This window comes from Klebsiella pneumoniae subsp. pneumoniae HS11286, from assembly GCF_000240185.1.
GTDB lineage: Bacteria > Pseudomonadota > Gammaproteobacteria > Enterobacterales > Enterobacteriaceae > Klebsiella > Klebsiella pneumoniae.
This window is the reverse complement of record NC_016845.1, coordinates 608,123-632,094: the sequence shown is the minus strand read 5'-3', so window position 1 is coordinate 632,094 and position 23,972 is coordinate 608,123. Positions and strand designations below refer to the sequence as shown.

General features: G+C 59.6%; 21 protein-coding genes and 2 rRNA genes. 16 read left to right on the top strand and 7 right to left on the bottom strand.

What is annotated here, in order from left to right; genetic code table 11:
• Positions 1–47: 47 nt before the first annotated feature.
• Positions 48–2,946 (bottom strand): 23S ribosomal RNA (locus KPHS_r00110).
• 350 nt (positions 2,947–3,296) lie between these two features.
• Positions 3,297–4,823: ribosomal RNA gene (locus KPHS_r00190) — 16S ribosomal RNA — on the bottom strand.
• The 16S and 23S rRNA genes sit together here, the layout of an rRNA operon.
• 597 nt (positions 4,824–5,420) lie before the next feature.
• On the opposite strand from KPHS_r00190, the gene KPHS_05900 reads away from it, so the two are divergent.
• Complete coding sequence (locus KPHS_05900; RefSeq protein ID YP_005224890.1) at positions 5,421–6,542, top strand: cupin domain-containing protein; 1,122 nt, start codon at positions 5,421–5,423, stop codon at positions 6,540–6,542.
• A 47-nt stretch (positions 6,543–6,589) separates the two neighbouring features.
• Here the strand turns inward: KPHS_05900 and KPHS_05890 are convergent, their stop codons facing one another.
• The 4 genes from KPHS_05890 to KPHS_05860 form a co-directional block, all read right to left on the bottom strand.
• Entirely contained in the window at positions 6,590–7,123 is a 534-nt protein-coding gene (locus KPHS_05890) for a putative GCN5-related N-acetyltransferase (RefSeq protein ID YP_005224889.1), read from the bottom strand.
• Between the two features lie 10 nt (positions 7,124–7,133).
• Positions 7,134–7,400, bottom strand: a complete 267-nt coding sequence (locus KPHS_05880; protein ID YP_005224888.1) for a DUF1778 domain-containing protein — start codon at positions 7,398–7,400, stop codon at positions 7,134–7,136.
• Between the two features lie 102 nt (positions 7,401–7,502).
• The gene (locus KPHS_05870) at positions 7,503–8,936 is read right to left on the bottom strand and encodes a sensor kinase CusS (protein ID YP_005224887.1); all 1,434 of its coding nucleotides are present in this window, start codon (positions 8,934–8,936) and stop codon (positions 7,503–7,505) included.
• Positions 8,926–9,609, bottom strand: a complete 684-nt coding sequence (locus tag KPHS_05860) for a transcriptional activator protein Irlr (RefSeq protein ID YP_005224886.1) — start codon at positions 9,607–9,609, stop codon at positions 8,926–8,928. Before KPHS_05860 ends, KPHS_05870 begins: the two co-directional genes overlap by 11 nt.
• Before the next feature lie 64 nt (positions 9,610–9,673).
• Here KPHS_05860 and KPHS_05850 point away from each other — a divergent pair, with 64 nt between their 5' ends.
• From KPHS_05850 to KPHS_05800, 6 genes are all read left to right on the top strand, one after another.
• Positions 9,674–9,814, top strand: coding sequence for a hypothetical protein (locus KPHS_05850; RefSeq protein YP_005224885.1), 141 nt, complete (start codon positions 9,674–9,676; stop codon positions 9,812–9,814).
• Positions 9,781–11,166: a copper/silver efflux system outer membrane protein CusC gene (locus KPHS_05840; RefSeq protein ID YP_005224884.1), complete on the top strand. Its 1,386-nt coding sequence runs from the start codon at positions 9,781–9,783 to the stop codon at positions 11,164–11,166. The genes KPHS_05850 and KPHS_05840 overlap by 34 nt, the downstream gene beginning before the upstream one ends.
• A 17-nt stretch (positions 11,167–11,183) precedes the next feature.
• The gene (locus tag KPHS_05830) at positions 11,184–11,528 is read left to right on the top strand and encodes a copper-binding protein (RefSeq protein ID YP_005224883.1); all 345 of its coding nucleotides are present in this window, start codon (positions 11,184–11,186) and stop codon (positions 11,526–11,528) included.
• A 45-nt stretch (positions 11,529–11,573) separates the two neighbouring features.
• Entirely contained in the window at positions 11,574–12,836 is a 1,263-nt protein-coding gene (locus KPHS_05820; protein ID YP_005224882.1) for an RND family efflux transporter MFP subunit, read from the top strand.
• Positions 12,837–12,847: 11 nt separating this feature from the next.
• Complete coding sequence (locus KPHS_05810; protein YP_005224881.1) at positions 12,848–15,997, top strand: CusA/CzcA family heavy metal efflux RND transporter; 3,150 nt, start codon at positions 12,848–12,850, stop codon at positions 15,995–15,997.
• 72 nt (positions 15,998–16,069) lie between these two features.
• Positions 16,070–16,417, top strand: a complete 348-nt coding sequence (locus KPHS_05800; RefSeq protein ID YP_005224880.1) for a cyanate transport — start codon at positions 16,070–16,072, stop codon at positions 16,415–16,417.
• Between the two features lie 9 nt (positions 16,418–16,426).
• Here the strand turns inward: KPHS_05800 and KPHS_05790 are convergent, their stop codons facing one another.
• On the bottom strand, positions 16,427–16,960 hold the full coding sequence (locus tag KPHS_05790) for a lipoprotein Blc (RefSeq protein YP_005224879.1): 534 nt from the start codon (positions 16,958–16,960) through the stop codon (positions 16,427–16,429).
• Between the two features lie 116 nt (positions 16,961–17,076).
• On the opposite strand from KPHS_05790, the gene KPHS_05780 reads away from it, so the two are divergent.
• The 9 genes from KPHS_05780 to KPHS_05700 all read left to right on the top strand — a co-directional run bounded on the left by KPHS_05780 (position 17,077) and on the right by KPHS_05700 (position 23,935).
• A complete protein-coding gene (locus KPHS_05780; protein ID YP_005224878.1) occupies positions 17,077–17,805 on the top strand; it encodes a MerR family transcriptional regulator in 729 nt (242 codons plus the stop codon).
• A 231-nt stretch (positions 17,806–18,036) separates the two neighbouring features.
• Entirely contained in the window at positions 18,037–18,471 is a 435-nt protein-coding gene (locus KPHS_05770; protein ID YP_005224877.1) for a nuclear transport factor 2 family protein, read from the top strand.
• Positions 18,468–19,187, top strand: a complete 720-nt coding sequence (locus KPHS_05760; protein ID YP_005224876.1) for an oxidoreductase — start codon at positions 18,468–18,470, stop codon at positions 19,185–19,187. Before KPHS_05770 ends, KPHS_05760 begins: the two co-directional genes overlap by 4 nt.
• Positions 19,184–20,443: an L-aspartate oxidase gene (locus KPHS_05750; RefSeq protein YP_005224875.1), complete on the top strand. Its 1,260-nt coding sequence runs from the start codon at positions 19,184–19,186 to the stop codon at positions 20,441–20,443. Before KPHS_05760 ends, KPHS_05750 begins: the two co-directional genes overlap by 4 nt.
• A 1-nt stretch (position 20,444) precedes the next feature.
• Positions 20,445–21,167: a plasmid partition ParA protein gene (locus tag KPHS_05740; RefSeq protein ID YP_005224874.1), complete on the top strand. Its 723-nt coding sequence runs from the start codon at positions 20,445–20,447 to the stop codon at positions 21,165–21,167.
• Positions 21,164–22,384: a cyclopropane-fatty-acyl-phospholipid synthase family protein gene (locus KPHS_05730; RefSeq protein YP_005224873.1), complete on the top strand. Its 1,221-nt coding sequence runs from the start codon at positions 21,164–21,166 to the stop codon at positions 22,382–22,384. Before KPHS_05740 ends, KPHS_05730 begins: the two co-directional genes overlap by 4 nt.
• Positions 22,381–22,866, top strand: a complete 486-nt coding sequence (locus tag KPHS_05710; protein YP_005224872.1) for a DUF2878 domain-containing protein — start codon at positions 22,381–22,383, stop codon at positions 22,864–22,866. The genes KPHS_05730 and KPHS_05710 overlap by 4 nt, the downstream gene beginning before the upstream one ends.
• Entirely contained in the window at positions 22,863–23,387 is a 525-nt protein-coding gene (locus tag KPHS_05720) for a hypothetical protein (RefSeq protein YP_005224871.1), read from the top strand. The genes KPHS_05710 and KPHS_05720 overlap by 4 nt, the downstream gene beginning before the upstream one ends.
• On the top strand, positions 23,384–23,935 hold the full coding sequence (locus KPHS_05700) for a putative lipoprotein (protein YP_005224870.1): 552 nt from the start codon (positions 23,384–23,386) through the stop codon (positions 23,933–23,935). Before KPHS_05720 ends, KPHS_05700 begins: the two co-directional genes overlap by 4 nt.
• Positions 23,936–23,972: the final 37 nt, after the last annotated feature.

Below are 23,972 nucleotides of genomic sequence, written 5' to 3'. Positions count from 1 at the left end.
CAGAGCTGAAAATTCTCTCAAATCCGCCAAAACATCTTCGGCGTTGTAAGGTTAAGCCTCACGGTTCATTAGTACCGGTTAGCTCAACGCATCGCTGCGCTTACACACCCGGCCTATCAACGTCATCGTCTTAACGTTCCTTCAGGAGACTTATAGTCTCAGGGAGAACTCATCTCGGGGCAAGTTTCGTGCTTAGATGCTTTCAGCACTTATCTCTTCCGCATTTAGCTACCGGGCAGTGCCATTGGCATGACAACCCGAACACCAGTGATGCGTCCACTCCGGTCCTCTCGTACTAGGAGCAGCCCCCCTCAATTCTCCAGCGCCCACGGCAGATAGGGACCGAACTGTCTCACGACGTTCTAAACCCAGCTCGCGTACCACTTTAAATGGCGAACAGCCATACCCTTGGGACCTACTTCAGCCCCAGGATGTGATGAGCCGACATCGAGGTGCCAAACACCGCCGTCGATATGAACTCTTGGGCGGTATCAGCCTGTTATCCCCGGAGTACCTTTTATCCGTTGAGCGATGGCCCTTCCATTCAGAACCACCGGATCACTATGACCTGCTTTCGCACCTGCTCGCGCCGTCACGCTCGCAGTCAAGCTAGCTTATGCCATTGCACTAACCTCCTGATGTCCGACCAGGATTAGCTAACCTTCGTGCTCCTCCGTTACGCTTTGGGAGGAGACCGCCCCAGTCAAACTACCCACCAGACACTGTCCGCAACCCCGGTCAGGGGCCAACGTTAGAACATCAAACATTAAAGGGTGGTATTTCAAGGTTGGCTCCACGCAGACTGGCGTCCACGCTTCAAAGCCTCCCACCTATCCTACACATCAAGGCTCAATGTTCAGTGTCAAGCTATAGTAAAGGTTCACGGGGTCTTTCCGTCTTGCCGCGGGTACACTGCATCTTCACAGCGAGTTCAATTTCACTGAGTCTCGGGTGGAGACAGCCTGGCCATCATTACGCCATTCGTGCAGGTCGGAACTTACCCGACAAGGAATTTCGCTACCTTAGGACCGTTATAGTTACGGCCGCCGTTTACCGGGGCTTCGATCAAGAGCTTCTCCTTACGGATAACCCCATCAATTAACCTTCCGGCACCGGGCAGGCGTCACACCGTATACGTCCACTTTCGTGTTTGCACAGTGCTGTGTTTTTAATAAACAGTTGCAGCCAGCTGGTATCTTCGACTGGTCTCAGCTCCATCCGCAGGGACTTCACCTACACACCAGCGTGCCTTCTCCCGAAGTTACGGCACCATTTTGCCTAGTTCCTTCACCCGAGTTCTCTCAAGCGCCTTGGTATTCTCTACCTGACCACCTGTGTCGGTTTGGGGTACGATTTGATGTTACCTGATGCTTAGAGGCTTTTCCTGGAAGCAGGGCATTTGTTACTTCAGCACCGTAGTGCCTCGTCATCACACCTCAGCCTTGATTATCCGGATTTGCCTGGACAATCAGCCTACATGCTTAAACCGGGACAACCGTCGCCCGGCTAACATAGCCTTCTCCGTCCCCCCTTCGCAGTAACACCAAGTACAGGAATATTAACCTGTTTCCCATCGACTACGCCTTTCGGCCTCGCCTTAGGGGTCGACTCACCCTGCCCCGATTAACGTTGGACAGGAACCCTTGGTCTTCCGGCGAGCGGGCTTTTCACCCGCTTTATCGTTACTTATGTCAGCATTCGCACTTCTGATACCTCCAGCATGCCTCACAGCACACCTTCGCAGGCTTACAGAACGCTCCCCTACCCAACAACACATAGTGTCGCTGCCGCAGCTTCGGTGCATGGTTTAGCCCCGTTACATCTTCCGCGCAGGCCGACTCGACCAGTGAGCTATTACGCTTTCTTTAAATGATGGCTGCTTCTAAGCCAACATCCTGGCTGTCTGTGCCTTCCCACATCGTTTCCCACTTAACCATGACTTTGGGACCTTAGCTGGCGGTCTGGGTTGTTTCCCTCTTCACGACGGACGTTAGCACCCGCCGTGTGTCTCCCGTGATAACATTCTTCGGTATTCGTAGTTTGCATCGGGTTGGTAAGTCGGGATGACCCCCTAGCCGAAACAGTGCTCTACCCCCGAAGATGAGTTCACGAGGCGCTACCTAAATAGCTTTCGGGGAGAACCAGCTATCTCCCGGTTTGATTGGCCTTTCACCCCCAGCCACAAGTCATCCGCTAATTTTTCAACATTAGTCGGTTCGGTCCTCCAGTTAGTGTTACCCAACCTTCAACCTGCCCATGGCTAGATCACCGGGTTTCGGGTCTATACCCTGCAACTTAACGCCCAGTTAAGACTCGGTTTCCCTGCGGCTCCCCTATACGGTTAACCTTGCTACAGAATATAAGTCGCTGACCCATTATACAAAAGGTACGCAGTCACACCCGAAGGTGCTCCCACTGCTTGTACGTACACGGTTTCAGGTTCTTTTTCACTCCCCTCGCCGGGGTTCTTTTCGCCTTTCCCTCACGGTACTGGTTCACTATCGGTCAGTCAGGAGTATTTAGCCTTGGAGGATGGTCCCCCCATATTCAGACAGGATACCACGTGTCCCGCCCTACTCTTCGAGTTCACAGCCTGTGCATTTTGGTGTACGGGACTATCACCCTGTACCGTCGGACTTTCCAGACCGTTCCACTAACACACAAGCTGATTCAGACTCTGGGCTGCTCCCCGTTCGCTCGCCGCTACTGGGGGAATCTCGGTTGATTTCTTTTCCTCGGGGTACTTAGATGTTTCAGTTCCCCCGGTTCGCCTCGTTAACCTATGTATTCAGTTAACGATAGTGCAACGAATTGCACTGGGTTTCCCCATTCGGACATCGCCGGCTGTAACGGTTCATATCACCTTACCGACGCTTTTCGCAGATTAGCACGTCCTTCATCGCCTCTGACTGCCAGGGCATCCACCGTGTACGCTTAGTCGCTTAACCTCACAACCCGAAGATGTTTCACTTCTGATTGCGAAAATTTGAGAGACTCGAACACACATTAACTGTGTGTCGTTTCAATTTTCAGCTTGATCCAGATTTTTAAAGAGCAAATATCTCAAACGTCACCCGAAGATGAGTTTTGAGATAGTTCGGCACGCGTCTTTCACTCACGAACCAGCAAGTGGCGTCCCCTAGGGGATTCGAACCCCTGTTACCGCCGTGAAAGGGCGGTGTCCTGGGCCTCTAGACGAAGGGGACACTGAAGTCTCAATCGCAAGACGCCTTGCTTCTTTACGTTCATCAGACAATCTGTGTGAGCACTACAAAGGCAGGTTCTTTAAGGTAAGGAGGTGATCCAACCGCAGGTTCCCCTACGGTTACCTTGTTACGACTTCACCCCAGTCATGAATCACAAAGTGGTAAGCGCCCTCCCGAAGGTTAAGCTACCTACTTCTTTTGCAACCCACTCCCATGGTGTGACGGGCGGTGTGTACAAGGCCCGGGAACGTATTCACCGTAGCATTCTGATCTACGATTACTAGCGATTCCGACTTCATGGAGTCGAGTTGCAGACTCCAATCCGGACTACGACATACTTTATGAGGTCCGCTTGCTCTCGCGAGGTCGCTTCTCTTTGTATATGCCATTGTAGCACGTGTGTAGCCCTGGTCGTAAGGGCCATGATGACTTGACGTCATCCCCACCTTCCTCCAGTTTATCACTGGCAGTCTCCTTTGAGTTCCCGGCCGGACCGCTGGCAACAAAGGATAAGGGTTGCGCTCGTTGCGGGACTTAACCCAACATTTCACAACACGAGCTGACGACAGCCATGCAGCACCTGTCTCACAGTTCCCGAAGGCACCAATCCATCTCTGGAAAGTTCTGTGGATGTCAAGACCAGGTAAGGTTCTTCGCGTTGCATCGAATTAAACCACATGCTCCACCGCTTGTGCGGGCCCCCGTCAATTCATTTGAGTTTTAACCTTGCGGCCGTACTCCCCAGGCGGTCGATTTAACGCGTTAGCTCCGGAAGCCACGCCTCAAGGGCACAACCTCCAAATCGACATCGTTTACGGCGTGGACTACCAGGGTATCTAATCCTGTTTGCTCCCCACGCTTTCGCACCTGAGCGTCAGTCTTTGTCCAGGGGGCCGCCTTCGCCACCGGTATTCCTCCAGATCTCTACGCATTTCACCGCTACACCTGGAATTCTACCCCCCTCTACAAGACTCTAGCCTGCCAGTTTCGAATGCAGTTCCCAGGTTGAGCCCGGGGATTTCACATCCGACTTGACAGACCGCCTGCGTGCGCTTTACGCCCAGTAATTCCGATTAACGCTTGCACCCTCCGTATTACCGCGGCTGCTGGCACGGAGTTAGCCGGTGCTTCTTCTGCGGGTAACGTCAATCGATGAGGTTATTAACCTTACGCCTTCCTCCCCGCTGAAAGTGCTTTACAACCCGAAGGCCTTCTTCACACACGCGGCATGGCTGCATCAGGCTTGCGCCCATTGTGCAATATTCCCCACTGCTGCCTCCCGTAGGAGTCTGGACCGTGTCTCAGTTCCAGTGTGGCTGGTCATCCTCTCAGACCAGCTAGGGATCGTCGCCTAGGTGAGCCGTTACCCCACCTACTAGCTAATCCCATCTGGGCACATCTGATGGCATGAGGCCCGAAGGTCCCCCACTTTGGTCTTGCGACGTTATGCGGTATTAGCTACCGTTTCCAGTAGTTATCCCCCTCCATCAGGCAGTTTCCCAGACATTACTCACCCGTCCGCCGCTCGTCACCCGAGAGCAAGCTCTCTGTGCTACCGCTCGACTTGCATGTGTTAGGCCTGCCGCCAGCGTTCAATCTGAGCCATGATCAAACTCTTCAATTTAAGTTTGATGCTCAAAGAATTAAACTTCGTAATGAATTACGTGTTCACTCTTGAGACTTGGTATTCATTTTTCGTCCGAGGACGTTAAGAATCCATGTCACTTTGAGTGCCCACACAGATTGTCTGATAAATTGTTAAAGAGCAGTTGCGACGCGTTTTAGCGCCCTGTCGCGAGGTGGCGTATATTACGCTTTCCTCTTTCAGAGTCAACCCGTTTTTCAGGATTTTTCTCTGCAACCGAACCGGCTGTTTGTGTGAAGTGATTCACATCCGCCGTGTCAGTGGGAGCGCATTATAGGGAGTTCGCCGGAAGTAGCAAGCGTTAAAATAGAAAAATCTTATCGACCGCTCATTATTTGAACTTTTCGCTAATTCATCTTCTTACCATTAAAGGCGCAATCCCAGTGCTCATGCGGCCTGCAGCGCAATTTACGCTAAGATCGGTTTTTGGCGAAAATGTGATTTTCTCTCTTACCCAACGCCATTATCGCGCCGATGGTGAATTAAGCACCACTCTTGACCCACGACAATGCGCCCGCCCGGCCCTCATTTCTATAATCAGGCCCGTTTCTTCTTACTGGTAATAATCGATGGCTTATCAACTCAACATTAACTGGCCCGAGTTTTTAGAAAAATACTGGCAGAAACAGCCGGTGGTATTAAAAAACGCGTTTCCGGACTTCGTCGACCCGATTACTCCGGACGAGCTGGCCGGATTAGCCATGGAGCCGGAAGTCGACAGCCGGCTGGTCAGCCTGAAAAACGGCAAATGGCAGGCCAGCAATGGTCCTTTTGAACATTTCGACGGGCTGGGCGAAACCGGTTGGTCCCTGCTGGCCCAGGCGGTAAACCACTGGCATATGCCTGCCGCCGAGCTGGTGCGTCCGTTCCGCGTACTGCCGGACTGGCGCCTGGACGACCTGATGATCTCCTTCTCCGTCCCCGGCGGCGGTGTCGGCCCGCATATCGATCAGTATGACGTCTTTATTATTCAGGGCATGGGCAGCCGCCGCTGGCGCGTGGGTGACAAGCTGCCGATGCGTCAGTTCTGTCCGCATCCGGCACTGCTGCACGTCGATCCGTTCCCACCGATCATTGATGAAGATCTGCAGCCAGGCGACATCCTCTATATTCCACCGGGATTCCCGCACGACGGCATAACCCACGAAACCGCCCTGAACTACTCCGTCGGCTTCCGCGGGCCAAACGGCCGCGACCTGATCAGCAGCTTCGCCGACTATGTGCTGGAGAACGATCTCGGCGGCGAGCACTACAGCGATCCGGACCTCACCTGCCGCGAGCATCCGGGCCGGGTTGAAGAGTATGAACTCGAACGTCTGCGCACCATGATGATCGATATGATTCGCCAGCCGGAAGACTTCAAGCAGTGGTTCGGCAGTTTCGTCACCACCCCGCGTCACGAGCTGGATATTGCGCCGGCGGAACCACCGTATGAAGAAGAGGAAGTGGTCGATGCGCTGCTGGGTGGTGAAAAGCTTTCCCGCCTGAGCGGCCTGCGCGTTCTGCATATCGGCGACAGCTTCTTCGTGCATAGCGAACAACTCGACACCACCGATGCCGAAGCGCTGGATGCGCTGTGTCGCTATACCTCATTAGGCCAGGAAGAGCTCGGCAGCGGCCTGCAGAATCCGGCGTTCGTGAGCGAACTGACGCGGCTGATTAATCAGGGCTACTGGTACTTCGAAGAGTAAGAGAGTCGCGATACTGCGGGCAGCCGCCTGGCGCTGCCCGGTTTCTTTTATGACTCATCGTCAGTAAAGAGCTGTTCAATCGATTTGGTCGGATAAAACAGTAAGTTACTATTTTCATCCACGAGCTGTATAAACCCCAGACGAAGATAGAATGCTTTAGCTTTCTCATTAAGGGCTTCAACAAACAATCCGTAGATGCCAACGGCTTTAGACGCTCCCCACACCACTCGCATCACATGGGCAACCAACATCTCTCCCCAGCCCTGCCCCTGAACAGATTTATCAATGGCCAGCCGCCCGAGGGTTACGCTTGGCGCATTTTGATACGGGATTTTCTTTTGCTGAGTTTTAGACGGCAACATGCCTCGCTCGAAACAACTCCCCGATAAGGTGTAATAACCCAGCAACCTGGGAACGGTATCCCCGGAGACCAGCGCATAACCCCTTAAGATTTGTCCATCGTGCTGCCGCTTGAGGTGCTCTTTTAAAAACGTATTCAGCGCTTCCTCGCCGCAATCAAATCCAGTGATATCGTAGCTGAACGCATCGGCAATCATCTCAATCGTCAGTTGCTGCTCCATTAGCTCTACCTTACCTGGTTTGTAGACGCTTCGCTGCACGTTTCAGTCGATCATTCGGGGCTGGCGGTTGGGTAATCGCCTCCATCACCAGGCTCCATGATTGCTCATTGAGGACCATTCTGCGGTGCTGCTCAATCACTTCCGCAGCACGTTCTGAGGCACTGGCAACCACAAACTGGGTAATCGTCTGATTCGAAATTGCCGCAGCTTCCTCGATGATGCTCTTATCATCATCGGTTAATCTCAAATCTATACGCTGCTTTTTAAGTGCGGGCATACGTTATCTCCGGCCTGTTGCAAACTTCATGTACGGTTATTTTCCGTACATTTAATATAGCGACAGAAAGCCACATACTCAACTATCACTCGCGGATTGCGCCTATTTCGGCAACACCACAATAAACCGCGTCGAGCGCAGATCGGACTGCGCCGCCACGCTGCCGTGGTGGGCTCCGACAATCGATTTCACAATCGCCAGGCCGATGCCGCTGCCCTCCCCTTTGCGCTGGCGCGAGGGGTCGACGCGATAGAATCGGTCAAACAGGCGCGGCAGATGCTCGGCGGCAATCGGCGTACCGGGGTTCTCCACCACCAGGCGTACCGTCTCCGCGCTTTCGCTCAACTGGATGGTCACCGCCTGCCCGGCCGGCGTATAGCGAATCGCGTTCGACAGCAGGTTGCTGATTGCCCGCCGCAGCATCAGCGGATCGCCAATCACCCGGCAATGGCTACCGACAAAACGCAGCGCCACCGCCTTCTCTTCCGCCCACGCTTCGAAAAACTCAAACACCTTATGCACTTCATCGGCCAGATCCAGCGCCTGTTGCTCAGGGATCAGCTGGTTATTATCCGCCTGAGCGAGGAACAGCATATCGCTAACCATCCGCGACATCCGCGAGAACTCTTCGAGATTGGAGTAAAGCACCTCTTCCAGCTCCTGCGGGCTGCGGCTCTGGCTTAAGGCGATTTCGGTTTGCGTGACCAGGTTGGTAATCGGCGTACGGATTTCGTGGGCGATATCGGCGGAGAAATTAGACTGGCGGGTAAAGACATCCTCTATCCGCTCCAGCATATGGTTAAACGACAGCGCCAGCCGCTCCAGCTCGACAGGCACCGCCTGCGGGTCAAGGCGTACATCGAGATCCCGCGAGGTAATATTCTGGATCTGGCGGCTGATCTGGCGGATCGGCTTATGCCCCTGGTAGACCACAAACAGCACGATGGCGATGATCAGCAGGCTGATTATCGACGCCGCGGAGATCAGCTTCGCTTTCAGCTCATTAATATAGTGCAGGTGAAAATCGATGGATAAGGCCATCAGCAGGTGGTACGCCGGTTTACCGTCCGCCTGCTTGCCCAGCGGCAGCATGATCAACCGCCAGGCGCGGGTCTCCAGTGGATGATTATCGTGCGCCATTGCCCGCGGCTGCGGGTCGGTCCATGAAATCACATTCCCGTCGCGGAGCTGCATCGCCAGCCCCGGCGTACTCAGCATATGGCTGAGATCCGGCCCGTTGGGCGACTGGAACAGAATATTGCCCTGGCCATCGTCCAGGCAGATGAAGACGTTGGCGTAGCCCGCAATGATATTCTTCACGATCTCCAGCCGCCGCGCCTGCGGATAGTCAGCGTGGTCGAGGACCGTCTCCAGGGTGGTGCTGAGCTGTCTGAGATCGTGAACGTCGCGCTCTTCAAAGTGGGCCTTCACCGAATGGATCATGATCCAGGTGAAGGCAAAGAAAGCAATGATGGTGGCGAGGCTAATAAAGAAGGTCAGCCGGGTGGCCAGGGAAAAGGGGCGCTTAGCGGCCATCCGGCACCTCAAGCATATAGCCGACGCCGCGCACGGTCTGGATCAGCTTCGGCTCGAAGTCGTTATCAATTTTGGCGCGCAGCCGCTTCACCGCCACGTCAATGGCGTTAGTGTCGCTGTCGAAGTTCATATCCCACACCTGCGAGGCAATTAACGAACGGGGCAGCACCTCGCCCTGATGACGCAGGAAGAACTCCAGCAGCGTGAATTCCTTACTGGTCAGGGTGATGCGGGTGGCACCGCGCGTCACCTTGCGGCTGACCAAATCGACGCTGAGATCGGCCGCCTGAAACTGGCTTTCGACGATGACCGCCGCCCCGCGGCGCAGCAGAGTACGCACCCGCGCCAGCAGCTCCGCAAAGGCGAACGGTTTTACCAGATAGTCGTCAGCGCCCAGCTCCAGCCCCTTCACCCGATGCTCAATGGTGCCCAACGCGGTAAGCAGCAGGATCGGCATGCCTTTCCCGGCGGCGCGCAGCATGCGCACGATATCCCAACCGTTCACATCCGGCAGCATGATGTCGAGGATCAGCAGATCGTAATCGCTGGTCATCGCCAGGTGATAGCCGTTGAGGCCGTTATCGGCCAGGTCGACGACGAAGCCGGCCTCGGTGAGCCCTTTGGTCAGGTACTCTCCGGTTTTCTTCTCATCTTCGACAATCAAAATCTTCACGGCAGGCTCCTTCACGCGCGCTTTGTGCGGGTATTCAATTTTAGAGGAGCGCCTCCGGATAGCAATGAAATATCAGGAAAATGACAGCTTTGTCATTTTCCCGTCACGCCCTGAACAGAGCCCGCTACGTAAAGTAGCCGCCATGGATAAATCGTCGAAACTTCTGCCGCCATGCGCTCAATACAGCTACTTACCCTCAGCGTGATATTTACCTTAACCGGCTGTCTGTCACTTGCTCCGGACTATCAGCGCCCCGCAGCGCCGGTGCCGCAGCAGTTCTCTCTCAGCCAGAACAAGCTGGTTACTGCGACAGCGGGCTACCAGGAGACCGGCTGGCGCACCTTTTTCGTCGACCCGCAGGTGAAAAGCCTGATTAGCACCGCGCTGACCAACAACCGCGATCTGCGGATGGCGACGCTGAAAGTGCAGGAGGCTCGCGCGCAATATCGGGTTACCGACGCCGACCGCTACCCGCAATTGAACGGTGACGGCAGCACCACCTATGGCGGCAAGCTCAAAGGCGACACCACCACCAGCAGCGATTATGCCGCCGGCTTAAACCTCAGCTACGACCTCGACTTCTTTGGCCGGTTGAAAAACCTTAGCGAAGCCGACCGACAGAACTTCTTCGCCAGCGAAGAGGCGCGGCGCGCGGTGCATATCCTGTTGATTGCTAACGTTTCACAAAGCTACTTCAACCAGCGGCTGGCGGCAGCGCAGCTGCAGGTGGCCAACGACACCTTGCAGAACTATCAGCAGTCTTACGCCTTCGTTGAAAAACAGCTGCTGACCGGGAGCACCACCGTCCTGGCGCTGGAGCAGGCGCGCAGCATGATCGAAAGCACCCGCGCCGATATCGCCAAACGTCAGGGCCAGCTGGCGCAGGCCAATAACGCCCTGCAACTGCTGCTCGGCAGCTATCAACATCTGCCGGACGATAGCGCCAGCAGCGCCGTGGACCTGCAAGGCGTAACCCTGCCGCCATCGCTCTCCTCAGCGATCCTGCTGCAGCGGCCGGATATTTTAGAGGCCGAACACAGCCTGCAAGCGGCCAACGCCAACATCGGCGCCGCGCGGGCGGCCTTCTTCCCGTCGATCACCCTGACCAGCTCGCTCTCCGGCAGCAGCAGCGAACTCTCCAGCCTGTTTAACGCTGGCGGCGCGATGTGGAACTTCATTCCCAAAATCGAACTGCCGATTTTCAACGCCGGGCGTAATCAGGCCAGCCTCGATCTGGCGGAGATCCGCCAGCAGCAGCAGGTGGTCAACTATGAACAAAAAATCCAGTCCGCCTTTAAAGAGGTGGCCGACGCGCTGGCCCTGCGCCAGAGCCTGGCCGATCAAATTGCCGCGCAGGAGCGCTATCTCGCCTCGCTGAATATCACCCTGCAGCGCGCCACTGCGCTCTATCGCCACGGCGCGGTCAGCTATATCGAAGTCCTGAGCGCCCAGCGCGATATTTTCACCACCCGACAAACCCTGCTGGAACTCAACTATTCCCGTCAGGCAAATGAAATCACCCTGTTCACCGCTCTCGGCGGCGGCTGGATGGAATAACCCAAGGAGTCCCGAACATGAATTCACTATCTAAAATCGCCCTGTTCACCCTGCTCTCTGGCGCGGTGTTCGCCGCCCAGGCCGCCGCCCCGCACGCCGGTATGGTGATGCACGAGCAGCCCGCCGCCGCGCAGGCGCAAAGCATCCGCGGCAAAGGCGTCATTAAAGCTATTGATATGGATAACAAAAAAATCACCATCGCCCACGAGGCCATCCCGGCGGTGAACTGGCCGCCGATGACCATGCGCTTCACCATCACCCCGCAGACGCAGCTCAACAATGTGAAGGATGGCGACAGCGTGGACTTCACCTTCGTTCAGCAGGGCAATCTGTCGCTGTTACAGGATATCCGCGCCCAATAACGGCCCGGCGACGGTAGGCCCCCTCAACAACTGAATGGACGACACATGGCATCCCTGACACTGAAAAATACGGCGCTGATCCTCGGCAGCATGCTGATTGGCGGCGCGCTTACCGCGGCGCTGTACGCCAGACTAACGCCGGTCGACGCTGCCGCTCCGGCAGCCGAGCAGCAGCGTAAAGTGCTGTTCTGGTACGACCCGATGTACCCGAACACCCGCTTCGATAAACCGGGTAAATCGCCGTTTATGGATATGGATCTGGTGCCGAAATACGCCGATGAGGAGAGTGCTGCCGCCGGTGCGCCGGGGGTGCGTATCGACCCGACGCAGACCCAGAATCTTGGGGTGAAAACCGCCGCCGTTACCCGCGGGCCGCTGCGCTACGCCCAGACCTTCCCGGCCAACATCAGCTATAACGAGTACCAGTATGTGATTATGCAGGCGCGGGCGGCGGGCTTTATCAATAAAGTCTATCCGTTGACCGTCGGCGACAAAGTGAAACAAGGCACGCCGCTGCTCGAGCTGACCATCCCGGACTGGGTGGAAGCGCAGAGCGAATATCTGCTATTGCAGGAGACCGGGGGCACCGCTACGCAGGTCGAGGGGATCCTCGAGCGTCTACGTCTCGCCGGAATGCCGGACGACGATATCCGCCGCCTGAAAGCCACGCGCAAGATCCAGACCCGCTTCACCCTCAAGGCGCCCATCGACGGGGTGATCACCGCCTTCGATCTGCGCGCCGGAATGAACATCGCTAAAGATAACGTGGTGGCGAAAATTCAGGGCATGGACCCGGTGTGGGTCAGCGTGGCGGTCCCGGAATCCATCGCCTGGCTGATTAAAGACGCCTCGCAGTTCAGCATTCAGGTTCCCGCCTGGCCGGGCAAAACCTTCCGCATCAGCAAATGGACCCTTCTCCCCAGCGTCGATAGCGCCACCCGCACCCTGCAGCTGCGCCTGCAGGTCAACAACCCGGATGAAGCGCTGAAGCCGGGGATGAACGCCTACCTGCAGCTGACCAGCGAAAGCGCCCCGATGCTGCTGATCCCCTCCAAAGCGCTGATCGACAGCGGCAGCGAGCAGCGAGTGATTACCGTGGATAACGAGGGCCGCTTCGTGCCGAAAATCGTGCAGGTATTCCATGAGTCCAATGGCGTCACGGCCATTCGCAGCGGGCTGCAGGAGGGTGAGAAAGTCGTCGCCAGCGGCCTGTTCCTGATCGACTCGGAGGCCAATATCGCCGGCGCGCTGGAGCGCATGCGCGCGCAGGCCCCTGATGCCGCGGCCTCTGCCGCCCACGCGCACTAAGGAACGGAACCATGATTGAATGGATTATCCGCCGCTCGGTGGCCAACCGCTTCCTGGTGATGATGGCGGCGCTGTTTCTCAGCATCTGGGGAACCTGGACCATCATCCACACCCCGGTAGACGCCCTGCCGGATCTCTCTGACGTACAGGTGATCGTCAAAACCCGCTATCCGGGGCAGGCGCCGCAGATCGTCGAAAACCAGGTCACCTGGCCGCTGACCACCACCATGCTGTCGGTCCCCGGCGCCAGAACGGTTCGCGGCTTCTCGCAATTCGGCGACTCCTACGTATACGTGATTTTTGAAGACGGCACCGATCCTTACTGGGCGCGCTCGCGGGTGCTGGAGTATCTCAACCAGGTGCAGGGCAAACTTCCCGCCGGGGTCAGCGCCGAAATGGGCCCGGATGCCACCGGCGTCGGTTGGGTCTTCGAGTACGCGCTGGTCGACCGCAGCGGCAAGCACGACCTCGCCGAACTGCGCTCCCTACAGGACTGGTTCTTAAAATATGAGCTGAAAACCATCCCTAACGTCTCGGAAGTGGCGTCGGTGGGCGGCGTGGTCAAGGAGTATCAGATTGTCGTCGACCCGATGAAGCTGACCCAGTACGGCATCAGTCTCGGCGAAGTGAAATCGGCGCTGGACGCCTCTAACCAGGAGGCGGGCGGCTCTTCCGTCGAACTGGCGGAAGCCGAATATATGGTGCGCGCCAGCGGCTACCTGCAGACGCTCGACGACTTCAAAAATATCGTGCTGAAAACCGGGGATAACGGCGTGCCGGTCTATCTTGGCGACGTCGCGCGGGTGCAGATCGGCCCGGAGATGCGCCGCGGAATCGCCGAGCTTAACGGCGAAGGCGAAGTGGCCGGCGGCGTGGTGATCTTGCGCTCCGGCAAGAACGCCCGCGAGGTGATCTCGGCGGTCAAAGAGAAGCTGGCGTCGCTGCAAAGCAGCCTGCCGGAAGGGGTGGAAGTGGTCACCACCTACGACCGCAGCCAGCTTATCGACCGCGCCATCGACAACCTCAGCTACAAGCTGCTGGAAGAGTTTATCGTCGTCGCCCTAGTCTGCGCCCTGTTCCTGTGGCACGTGCGCTCGGCGCTGGTGGCGATTATCTCGCTACCGCTCGGCCTGTGCTTCGCCTTTATCATGATGCATTTCCAGGGGCTCAACGCCAACATCATGTCGCTGGGCGGGATCGCCATTGCGGTGGGGGCGATGGTCGATGCCGCCATCGTGATGATTGAGAACGCCCATAAGCGGCTGGAGGAGTGGGAGCATCAGCACCCGGGAGAGAAGCTCAGCAACGACACACGCTGGAAAATAATTACCGAGGCCTCGGTGGAGGTCGGCCCGGCGCTGTTTATCAGCCTGCTGATCATCACCCTGTCGTTTATCCCGATTTTCACCCTCGAAGGCCAGGAGGGCAAACTGTTCGGCCCGCTGGCCTTCACCAAAACCTGGTCGATGGCCGGGGCGGCGCTGCTGGCGATCGTGGCGATCCCGATCCTGATGGGCTTCTGGATCCGCGGCAGGATCCCGGCGGAGAACAGCAATCCGCTGAATCGCTTTTTGATCCGCATTTATCACCCGCTGCTGCTGAAGGTGCTGCACTGGCCGAAGACTACCCTGCTGATTGCGCTCCTGTCGATCCTGACGGTTGTCTGGCCGCTTAACCGGGTCGGCGGCGAGTTTCTGCCGCAGATCAACGAGGGCGATCTGCTGTATATGCCGTCCACGCTGCCGGGGATCTCCGCTGCGCAGGCGGCGGATATGCTGCAGAAAACCGATAAGCTGATCATGGCGGTGCCGGAAGTGGCCCGGGTGTTCGGCAAAACCGGCAAGGCCGAGACCGCCACCGACTCGGCGCCGCTGGAGATGGTGGAGACCACCATTCAGCTTAAGCCACAGGATCAGTGGCGGCCGGGGATGACCATGGAGAAGATCGTCGACGAGCTGGATAAAACCGTGCGTCTGCCAGGGCTGGCGAACCTGTGGGTGCCGCCGATCCGCAACCGCATCGACATGCTCTCCACCGGCATCAAGAGCCCGATCGGCATTAAGGTTTCCGGCACTAACCTGGCCGATATCGACGCCATCGCCGGGCAAATTGAAGGGGTGGCGCGCAGCGTGCCGGGAGTCACGTCGGCATTAGCCGAGCGGCTGGTCGGCGGGCGCTACCTCGACATTGATATTCAGCGCGAGAAGGCGGCCCGCTACGGGATGACCGTCGGCGATGTGCAGCTGTTTGTATCGTCCGCCATCGGCGGGGCGATGGTTGGCGAAACGGTAGAGGGCGTCGAGCGCTATCCGATCAACATCCGCTACCCGCAGAGCTATCGCGACAGCCCGGAGACCCTGCGCCAGCTGCCGATCCTCACGCCGCTGAAGCAACAGATCGTCCTCGGCGACGTGGCTGAGGTGAAAGTGGTCACCGGACCATCGATGCTGAAGACCGAGAACGCCCGCCCGACCAGTTGGATCTACATCGACGCCCGCGACCGCGACATGGTGTCGGTAGTGCACGATCTGCAGCAGGCCATCGGCAAGGAGGTGAAGCTGAAGCCGGGCATCAGTGTGTCCTACTCCGGGCAGTTTGAGCTGCTGGAGCGCGCCAATCAGAAGCTGAAGCTGATGGTGCCGATGACGCTGATGATTATCTTCGTGCTGCTGTATCTGGCGTTCCGCCGCGTCGGCGAAGCACTGCTGATTATCACCAGCGTGCCGTTCGCCCTTGTGGGCGGGATCTGGTTCCTCTACTGGATGGGGTTCCATCTGTCGGTGGCCACCGGGACCGGCTTTATCGCCCTTGCCGGGGTGGCGGCAGAATTTGGCGTGGTGATGCTGATGTACCTGCGCCATGCCATCGAGGCGGAGCCATCGCTGGAGAATCCGCAGACTTTCAGCGTCGATAAGCTCGACGAGGCGCTATACCAGGGGGCGGTGCTGCGCGTGCGGCCGAAGGCGATGACCGTGGCGGTGATTATCGCCGGCCTGCTGCCGATTTTATGGGGCACCGGCGCCGGTTCGGAAGTCATGAGCCGTATCGCCGCGCCGATGATTGGCGGGATGATCACCGCCCCGCTGCTGTCGCTGTTTATCATTCCGGCGGCGTATAAGCTGATGTGGCTGTATCGGCATCGGGGCAAGCGTAGCCAATAGCCCGCCGCGTTTACGCCGGTCCGGGAAATTGGCTATAGTGGCGCCATTCTTCTGGCCGGCGTGAACGTCCCTATGAATCTGAACCTGGTATGTTATTCCCTGCTGCTGCTCACCGCCGTGGGCAGCGCCCTGCTGCCCTACCCGCTGGCGATGTGGTTTTTACTGAGCAGCCTTCTGACATGGCTTATCTATGGCGCCGACAAGCTGGCGGCGCGCAAAGCCTGGCGCCGGGTGCCGGAAACCACGCTGCTGGTGCTGGGCCTGGCGGGAGGCTGGCCGGGGGCCATCCTCGGCCAGCAGTGCTTTCGCCATAAAACGCAAAAGCAGCCCTTCCGGACGCGGTTTTTCATCAGCGTAGCGCTCAACGTGGCGGCGCTGGCCGGGCTGTACGTGGTTTATACCTATCTGCTCAGCCGCTAAGCGGCGAGGCTAGCGCGGCGTCTGGCGGATCCACACCAGGCGATCGACGTCAAAGCCCAGCTCGCGCGCGGTATTCAGGTAATCCTGCTTCACCGCCGCCGGAATGGTGGGGGTGCGCGACAGGATCCACAGATAGTCACGGTTGGGGCCGCTGACCAGCGCGTACTGGTAGTCGTCGTCCAGGCGGATCACGTTATAGCCGCCGTAGAATGGCCCGAAGAACGACACCTTCAGCGCCGCGGTGGTGGGGGCGCCGGTGAAATAGGCTTTCCCGTCGCTCTCATTCCAGCGTTTTTTGACCGGGTCATAACCGCGGTTGACGACGCTGATCCCCCCATCGCTGCGGGCGCCGTAGGTGGCGGTCACCTGCTCCAGGCCTCGCTCGAAGCGATTCTCCAGGCGAGCGACCTCATACCATTTTCCGAGGTAACGGCTGGCGTCAAACCCGCTAATCGGCTGAACGCCTTTCGGCGGCGTGGGCGATTTACAGGCCACCAGGGTTAACGCGATAGCGACGCCGGTGACAACAGGCCATAGCTTCATGAGAACTCCTTTCATTTACGCGGTTGGGGAAAGTGTAGTGCAAAGCCACTACACTTCACGCCAGCCGTCGTGATTCGTAGTATATTGAGAATATTCTTTGTTAACAGGTGGCCTCCATGCCTTACTCCATCGGCGAATTTGCCCGACTATGCGGGATAAATGCGACCACGCTTCGCGCCTGGCAGCGCCGCTACGGCCTGCTTAAGCCGCTGCGCACCGATGGTGGACACCGTCTGTACAGCGATGACGACGTCCAGCAGGCGCTGAAGATCCTCGACTGGGTGAAAAAAGGGGTGCCGGTCAGCCAGGTGAAACCCCTGCTGTCGCGCCCCGGCGCGCGGCGCACCAATAACTGGTTGACGCTGCAGGAGACCATGCTGCAGCGGCTGAAAGAGGGAAAAATCGAGTCCCTGCGCCAGCTGATCTACGATGCCGGGCGCGAATATCCGCGCCAGGAGCTGGTGACCGAGGTGCTGCGTCCGCTGCGCAGCCAGGTCTCCGCCAACGTACCGGCCATCATGACCCTGCGCGAAATCCTCGACGGCATCATCATCGCCTACACCTCGTTTTGCCTCGAAGGCGACAAGAAGGCGCCCGGGGATAACTTTCTGATCACCGGCTGGCACCTGACCGACGCCTGCGAAATCTGGCTTGAGGCGCTCAAACGTACCGGCCAGGGCCATCGCATCGACGTCCTGCCGGTGCCTCCCGCCGCCCTGGCGCCGGAGATTTTTCCCCAGCGCAACTGGCTGCTGGTCACCAGCGGCAAACTCTCCGCTGCCCGCCAGAGGCAGGTCGAACTCTGGCAGCAGCAGGTCGTCTCCCTCGAGGTGATCCCGCTCTAACCCCCTGTTTTCACTTACCTCCACGCTCTGTTCCGCCAGCACCCGGTGGCGCGGCGGGCTCACGCTTGCCCTTTGCGCCACCCGCGACTTTCACTCCTTAAAACACCAATCATAACAACATGATTTTTAACACAAATAAAATATATTTTTCTACAAACTTGGACAAACAATTTTATTTGTGTAAGTTTTAAGTATGCCATTACGCTACCGTATCTAGCCAGGATGTGATCCATGAGCACCTCGCCGTCCGTGATTCGTCGTTTCGTTGAGTACTACGCCGGGCTGGATGCACAGCCGCCCGCGGCGCTGGCCACGCTGTACCATCCGGACGCGACGCTGAGCGATCCTTTTGGTCAGCATCAGGGGCTGTTCGCCATTCAGCGCTACTTTACCCATCTGCTGGCCAACGTGGAGCAGTGCCGGTTCACCATCGACACGCCGCTTTGCGACGGCCAGCGGTTCGCCGTGACCTGGACCATGCACTGGTCGCATCCGCGCATTGCCGGCGGAGAAACCCTGGCCCTGCCGGGCTGCTCGGTGGTGGACATCGCCGGGGAGCAGGTTCTCCATCAGCGCGACTACTACGACGCCGGGGAGATGATCTACGAGCATCTTCCCCTGCTGGGCTGGGCGGTGCGCGGCGTGAAGCGGAGGGTGCGCTCATGATGACGGTGCTCATCACCGGCGCCAGCTCCGGGATCGGCGCCGGCCTGGCGAAATCCTTCGCGGCGGATGGCCATCTGGTCATCGCCTGCGGGCGCGATGCGTCGCGCCTGGCAGCGCTCCAGCAGCTCAGCCCCAACATCAGCGTACGCCTGTTCGATATGACAGACAGGGACGCCTGTCGCCAGGCGCTGACAGGCTGTTTTGCCGACCTGATCATTCTCTGCGCCGGGACCTGCGAATACCTCGACCACGGACAGGTGGATGCCGCCCTCGTGGAGCGGGTGATGGCCACCAACTTCCTCGGGCCGGTGAACTGCCTGGCGGCGCTGCAGACGCAGCTGGAGGCTGGCGATCGGGTGGTGCTGGTCAGCTCCATGGCGCACTGGCTGCCCTTCCCGCGCGCGGAAGCCTATGGCGCCTCCAAGGCGGCGCTGACCTGGTTTGCCAATAGCCTGCGTCTGGACTGGGAGCCGAAAGGGGTCGCCGTCACGGTGGTCTCTCCGGGCTTCGTCGACACCCCGCTGACGCGCAAAAACGACTTCGCCATGCCCGGCCGGGTGAGCGTGGATCGGGCGGTGGCGGCGATCCGCCACGGTCTGGCGAAGGGCAAAAACCACATCGCCTTCCCCACCGGTTTCAGCCTGGCCCTGCGGCTGCTGGCCAGTCTGCCATCGGGTATCCAGCGCCTGCTGTTGCGCAGGATGGTGCGCTCATGAACATCGCCATCATCGGCAGCGGCATCGCCGGGCTGACCTGCGCCTGGCGACTGGCCGGACACCATCAGGTAACGCTGTTCGAAGCGGGCGCCACGCCGGGCGGCCACACCGCCACCGTGGATGTCGCCACGCCGCAGGGCACCTGGGCCATCGATACCGGATTTATCGTCTACAACGATCGCACCTATCCGCGCTTTATGGGCCTGCTCAGCGAGCTGGGGATCGGCGGGCAAAAAACGCAGATGAGCTTCTCGGTCCACAACCCGACCAGCGGCCTGGAGTACAACGGCCACAGCCTGACCTCGCTCTTCGCCCAGCGGCGCAATCTGCTGAAGCCGGCCTTCTGGGGACTGCTGAGCGAGATCGTCCGCTTCAACCGCCTGGCGAAACTGGCGCTGACCGAGGCGCTGGATCCAGGCGCGACGCTGGAGAGCTTCCTCACCCGCCACCGCTTCAGCCCCTTCTTCGCCCGCCACTATATTCTGCCGATGGGGGCGGCCATCTGGTCGTCGTCGCTGCAGGAGATGCGCCGCTTCCCGCTGCCGCTGTTTTTGCGCTTCTTTGAAAACCACGGTCTGCTGGATATTCGCGATCGTCCGCAATGGTACGTGGTGCCCGGCGGTTCCCGGGAATACGTCCGCGCCCTGCTCGCCAGGCTCGGCGATCGCCTGGACCTGCGGCTCAACGCGCCGGTGCAGCAGGTGGAGCGCCACCCGGCGGGAGTTATCCTGCGGCTGGCGTCCGGGGAGGCGCATTTTGACCAGGTGATCTTCGCCTGCCACTCCGCGCAGGCGCTGGCGATGCTGGCGGCGCCCACCGACGCCGAGCGTGAGGTGCTGGGGGATATCGGCTGGCAGCGCAACGAGGTGGTGCTGCACAGCGATCCGCGCTGGCTGCCGGAGCGCCAGCGCGCCTGGGCCAGCTGGAACTATCGCCTGAGCGACGGGGATTTGGCCCGGGCCTGCGTCACCTACAACATGAATATTCTCCAGGGGCTGCCTGCGGGCGCCCCCCTGTTCTGCGTCACCCTGAACCCGGACGCGCCGGTGGACGATCGCTATGTCTGGCAGCGCTTCGTCTATGAGCATCCGCTGTTTAACCCGCAAAGCTGGTCGGCCCAGCTGCGGCGCGAAGAGATTAACGGCCAGCAGCGGAGCTGGTACTGCGGGGCCTACTGGTACAACGGCTTTCATGAGGACGGGGTGCGCAGCGCGCTCGACGTGGTACAGGGCATCGCCGCGGCGGAGGGCAAGTGATATGAACAGCTGCCTCTATCAGGGCGTCCTGCGCCACCGTCGCCTGCAGCCGAAGGCGCACCACTTCGTCTACCGCCTGTTTATGACCTGGCTCGACCTCGACGAACTGGACAGGCTGCCTGAGGCGGGCATCCGCCGCAACCGCCTGGCCGCCGCCGCCTGGTACGACGCCGATTATCCGCTGGGCGCGCCGCTGAAGGCCCAGGTGCTGAACCGGCTGGAGAGCCTGACCGGCTGCCGCCCGGCGGGACGCGTGATGCTCCTGACCCAGCTGCGCTACTTCGGCTTCCATTTTAATCCGGTCAACTTTTACTACTGCTATGACGAGGCCGACACCCTGCGCTGGGTGCTGGCCGAAGTGCGTAACACGCCGTGGAATGAGCGTCATTACTACGCGGTGGACGGCCAGCAGGCGCGCCCGCTGGAGAAAGCCTTTCACGTTTCGCCATTTAACCCGATGGACATGGTCTATCACTGGCGCTTCAACGCGCCCGGCAAAACGCTGCACATGCATATTGAAAACCATCAGGCCAGCAAGGTGTTCGACGCCACCCTGGCCCTGAGCCGCGTGCCGTTGACCCGCGCCAACCTGCGCGGGCTGCTGCTGCGTCTGCCGCTGATGACCCTGAAAACCGTCCTCGCGATCTACTGGCAGGCGCTGCGGCTGTGGCTGAAGCGCGTGCCGCTGTACAACCATCCTGTCAGCAGGAGTGAACGCTCATGACCGATCCCGTCTTTGCGCTTGAACCCGATGTGCCGCGCAACGTGCGGCTCGCGCGCTGGCTGCTCTTTCGTCTGCTGAGCGGCCTCCGCGAAGGCTCGCTCACCGTGCGCGAAGGGGCACAGACTTTTCATTTTGGCGACCCCGCCGCCGCGCTGCGCGCCGAGGCGCGGGTCTGCACGCCGGAGGTGTACTGGCGTCTGCTGACCGGCGGCAGCCTGGCGGCGGCCGAGGCCTGGATGGACGGCGACTGGGAGAGCCACCAGCTGACGGCGCTGCTGCAGATCCTCGCGCGCAACGGCAAGGTGCTGGGGCGTCTGGAGCGCGGCTTTCGTCTGCTGGGCAAGCCCGTCGCCCGCCTGCGCCACTGGACCCGCCGCAACACCCGCGCCCAGGCGCGGGAGAACATCGCCGCCCATTACGACCTCGGCAACGAATTTTACGCCCACTTTCTGGATGAGGACCTGCTCTACTCCAGCGCGCTGTTTACCGATGACCAGCAGGATCTGACCCAGGCCCAGCGGGCCAAGATGGCGCGTCTGTGCGACCAGCTGGCGCTCAACCCCGGCGATCATCTGCTGGAGATTGGTACCGGCTGGGGAGCGCTGGCCGAGTACGCCGCCCGCCATTACGGCTGCCGGGTCACCACTACCACCCTTTCCCGGGAACAGCACCGCTGGGCTACCGAGCGCATGGCCCGCGCCGGGCTGCAGGATCGCGTCGAGGTGCTGCTCTGCGACTACCGCGATCTGCGCGGCGAGTACGACAAACTGGTGTCGGTGGAGATGATTGAGGCGGTGGGCCAGCGCTACCTGCCGGCCTTCTTCCGCACCTGCCAGGCGCGCCTGCGTCCGGGCGGCAGAATGGCCCTGCAGGCGATCACCATCCAGGATCAGCGCTATCGCGACTACAGCAAAAGCGTCGATTTTATCCAGCGCTACATCTTCCCCGGCGGCTTTTTGCCCAGCATCACCGCGATGAGCGAGCTGATGACCCGCCATACCGATTTTGTGGTGCGCAACCTGTTCGACATGGGCCCGGACTACGCCCGCACCCTGGCGCACTGGCGGCAGCGTTTTACCCACGCCTGGCAGGATATTGAAAAGCTCGGCTTTGATGAGCGCTTCCGCCGGATGTGGCTCTACTACTTCGGCTACTGCGAAGCCGGATTTAACGCCCGCACCATCAGCGTGGTGCAGCTCACCGCGGAGCGGGTATGACACGCCCGGCGCAGTACCTGCTGATGGCCCTCGCGTTCGATGTTTACTGGACGCTGGTGGTGATGTTGCGCGAGCGCGGTCTGCTGATCTGGCTGACGCTGGCCCTCTTCGCCTGGCTGCGGCTGCCGGCGGCCAGCCGTCCGCCCGCCCTGCTGTTGGCCGCGGCGGGCTGCGGCCTGGACGCCTGCTGGGCGCTGGCGGGGCTGATCGATTTTCGCGGCGACAGCCTGCTGCCCCTGTGGATGGTGGCCCTGTGGCTGATGTTCGCCGTCGTCTGGACCCGACTGACCCGCACCACGACGCTTCCCGGCTGGGTGCTGGCCGCGGCCGCCACCGTCGGCGGCCCGGTGGCCTACCTGCTCGGCGCGCGCCTCGGAGCCATGACCCTGCTGGTGCCGATGGCGCTTGCCGTGGCCGCCATGGCCTGCGGCTGGCTGGTGCTCATGCTGTTATTCCATCTGGGGATGGGGAGGCGAAAATGAGATTCGCGCTGTTACTGCTGTGGCTGACCACCCTTGCCCCGGCGGCACACGCCGCCGACTGGCTGACGTGGCGCCGCGTCGGCGAGGCGACCCTCACCTGGGGGCCGTTCACCGTCTATCACTCGCAGCTGCGCACACCCAATGGCCGGTATGACGGCCCGCAGCAGGATCGGGCGCTGATCATCACCTACCAGCGCGATATCGATCGCGAGGCGCTGGTGGAGGCCACCCGCGACCAGTGGCAGGCGCAGGGCATTCTGCAACAGGAGCCGCGCAGCGAAGCCTGGCTGCGCATGCTGCAGGGGATCTGGCCGGACGTCGCGCCGGGCAGCCAGCTGGCGTTCGTGGACAGCGGCAGCGAGGGACAGTTCTGGTACCGCGCCAGCGCCGCGCAGACCGCCTTTACCCCGCTCGGCCCGCGCCAGTCGGCGGCATTCAGCACCCGCTTTCTCGCCATCTGGCTCGATCCGCGCACCACTTATCCCGAACTGCGTCAGCAGTTGATCGGAGGTACACCATGAAACGCATTCTGACCCTTGGCCTGGCGCTGCTGATGCTGATCCTCGCCGGCTGCAGCACCGAGGTCACGGAGTACCGGCAGCAGCAGCCCGCCCTCGACATTTTCCACTATTTTCAGGGCCGAACCGAGGCGTGGGGGATGGTGCAGGATCGCAGCGGCAAGCAGCTGCGCCGCTTCCATGTAGCGATCGATGGCGACGTCGTCGGCGACACCCTGACGCTCCATGAGCGCTTTGTCTATGACGATGGCGAGAAGCAGCAGCGGGTGTGGCGCATTCGCCGCACCGGCGATAACCGTTATCAGGGCACCGCCGGGGACATCGAAGGCGTGGCCAGCGGCCAGGCGGCAGGCAATGCCTTTCACTGGCGCTACAGCATGAACGTCGAAGCCAGCGGCAGCCGGTGGCTGCTGCACTTTGACGACTGGATGTTCCTGCAGGATGGCAGCCATTTGTTTAACAAAACCGAGATGAAGAAATTCGGCATTACGGTCGCCACCGTGACCCTTTTCTTTACCCGAACCACAGCAGAAGAGAGGACAGCGCCATGAACACGCAACCTGTCATTGGGATCAGCGGATGTTTAAC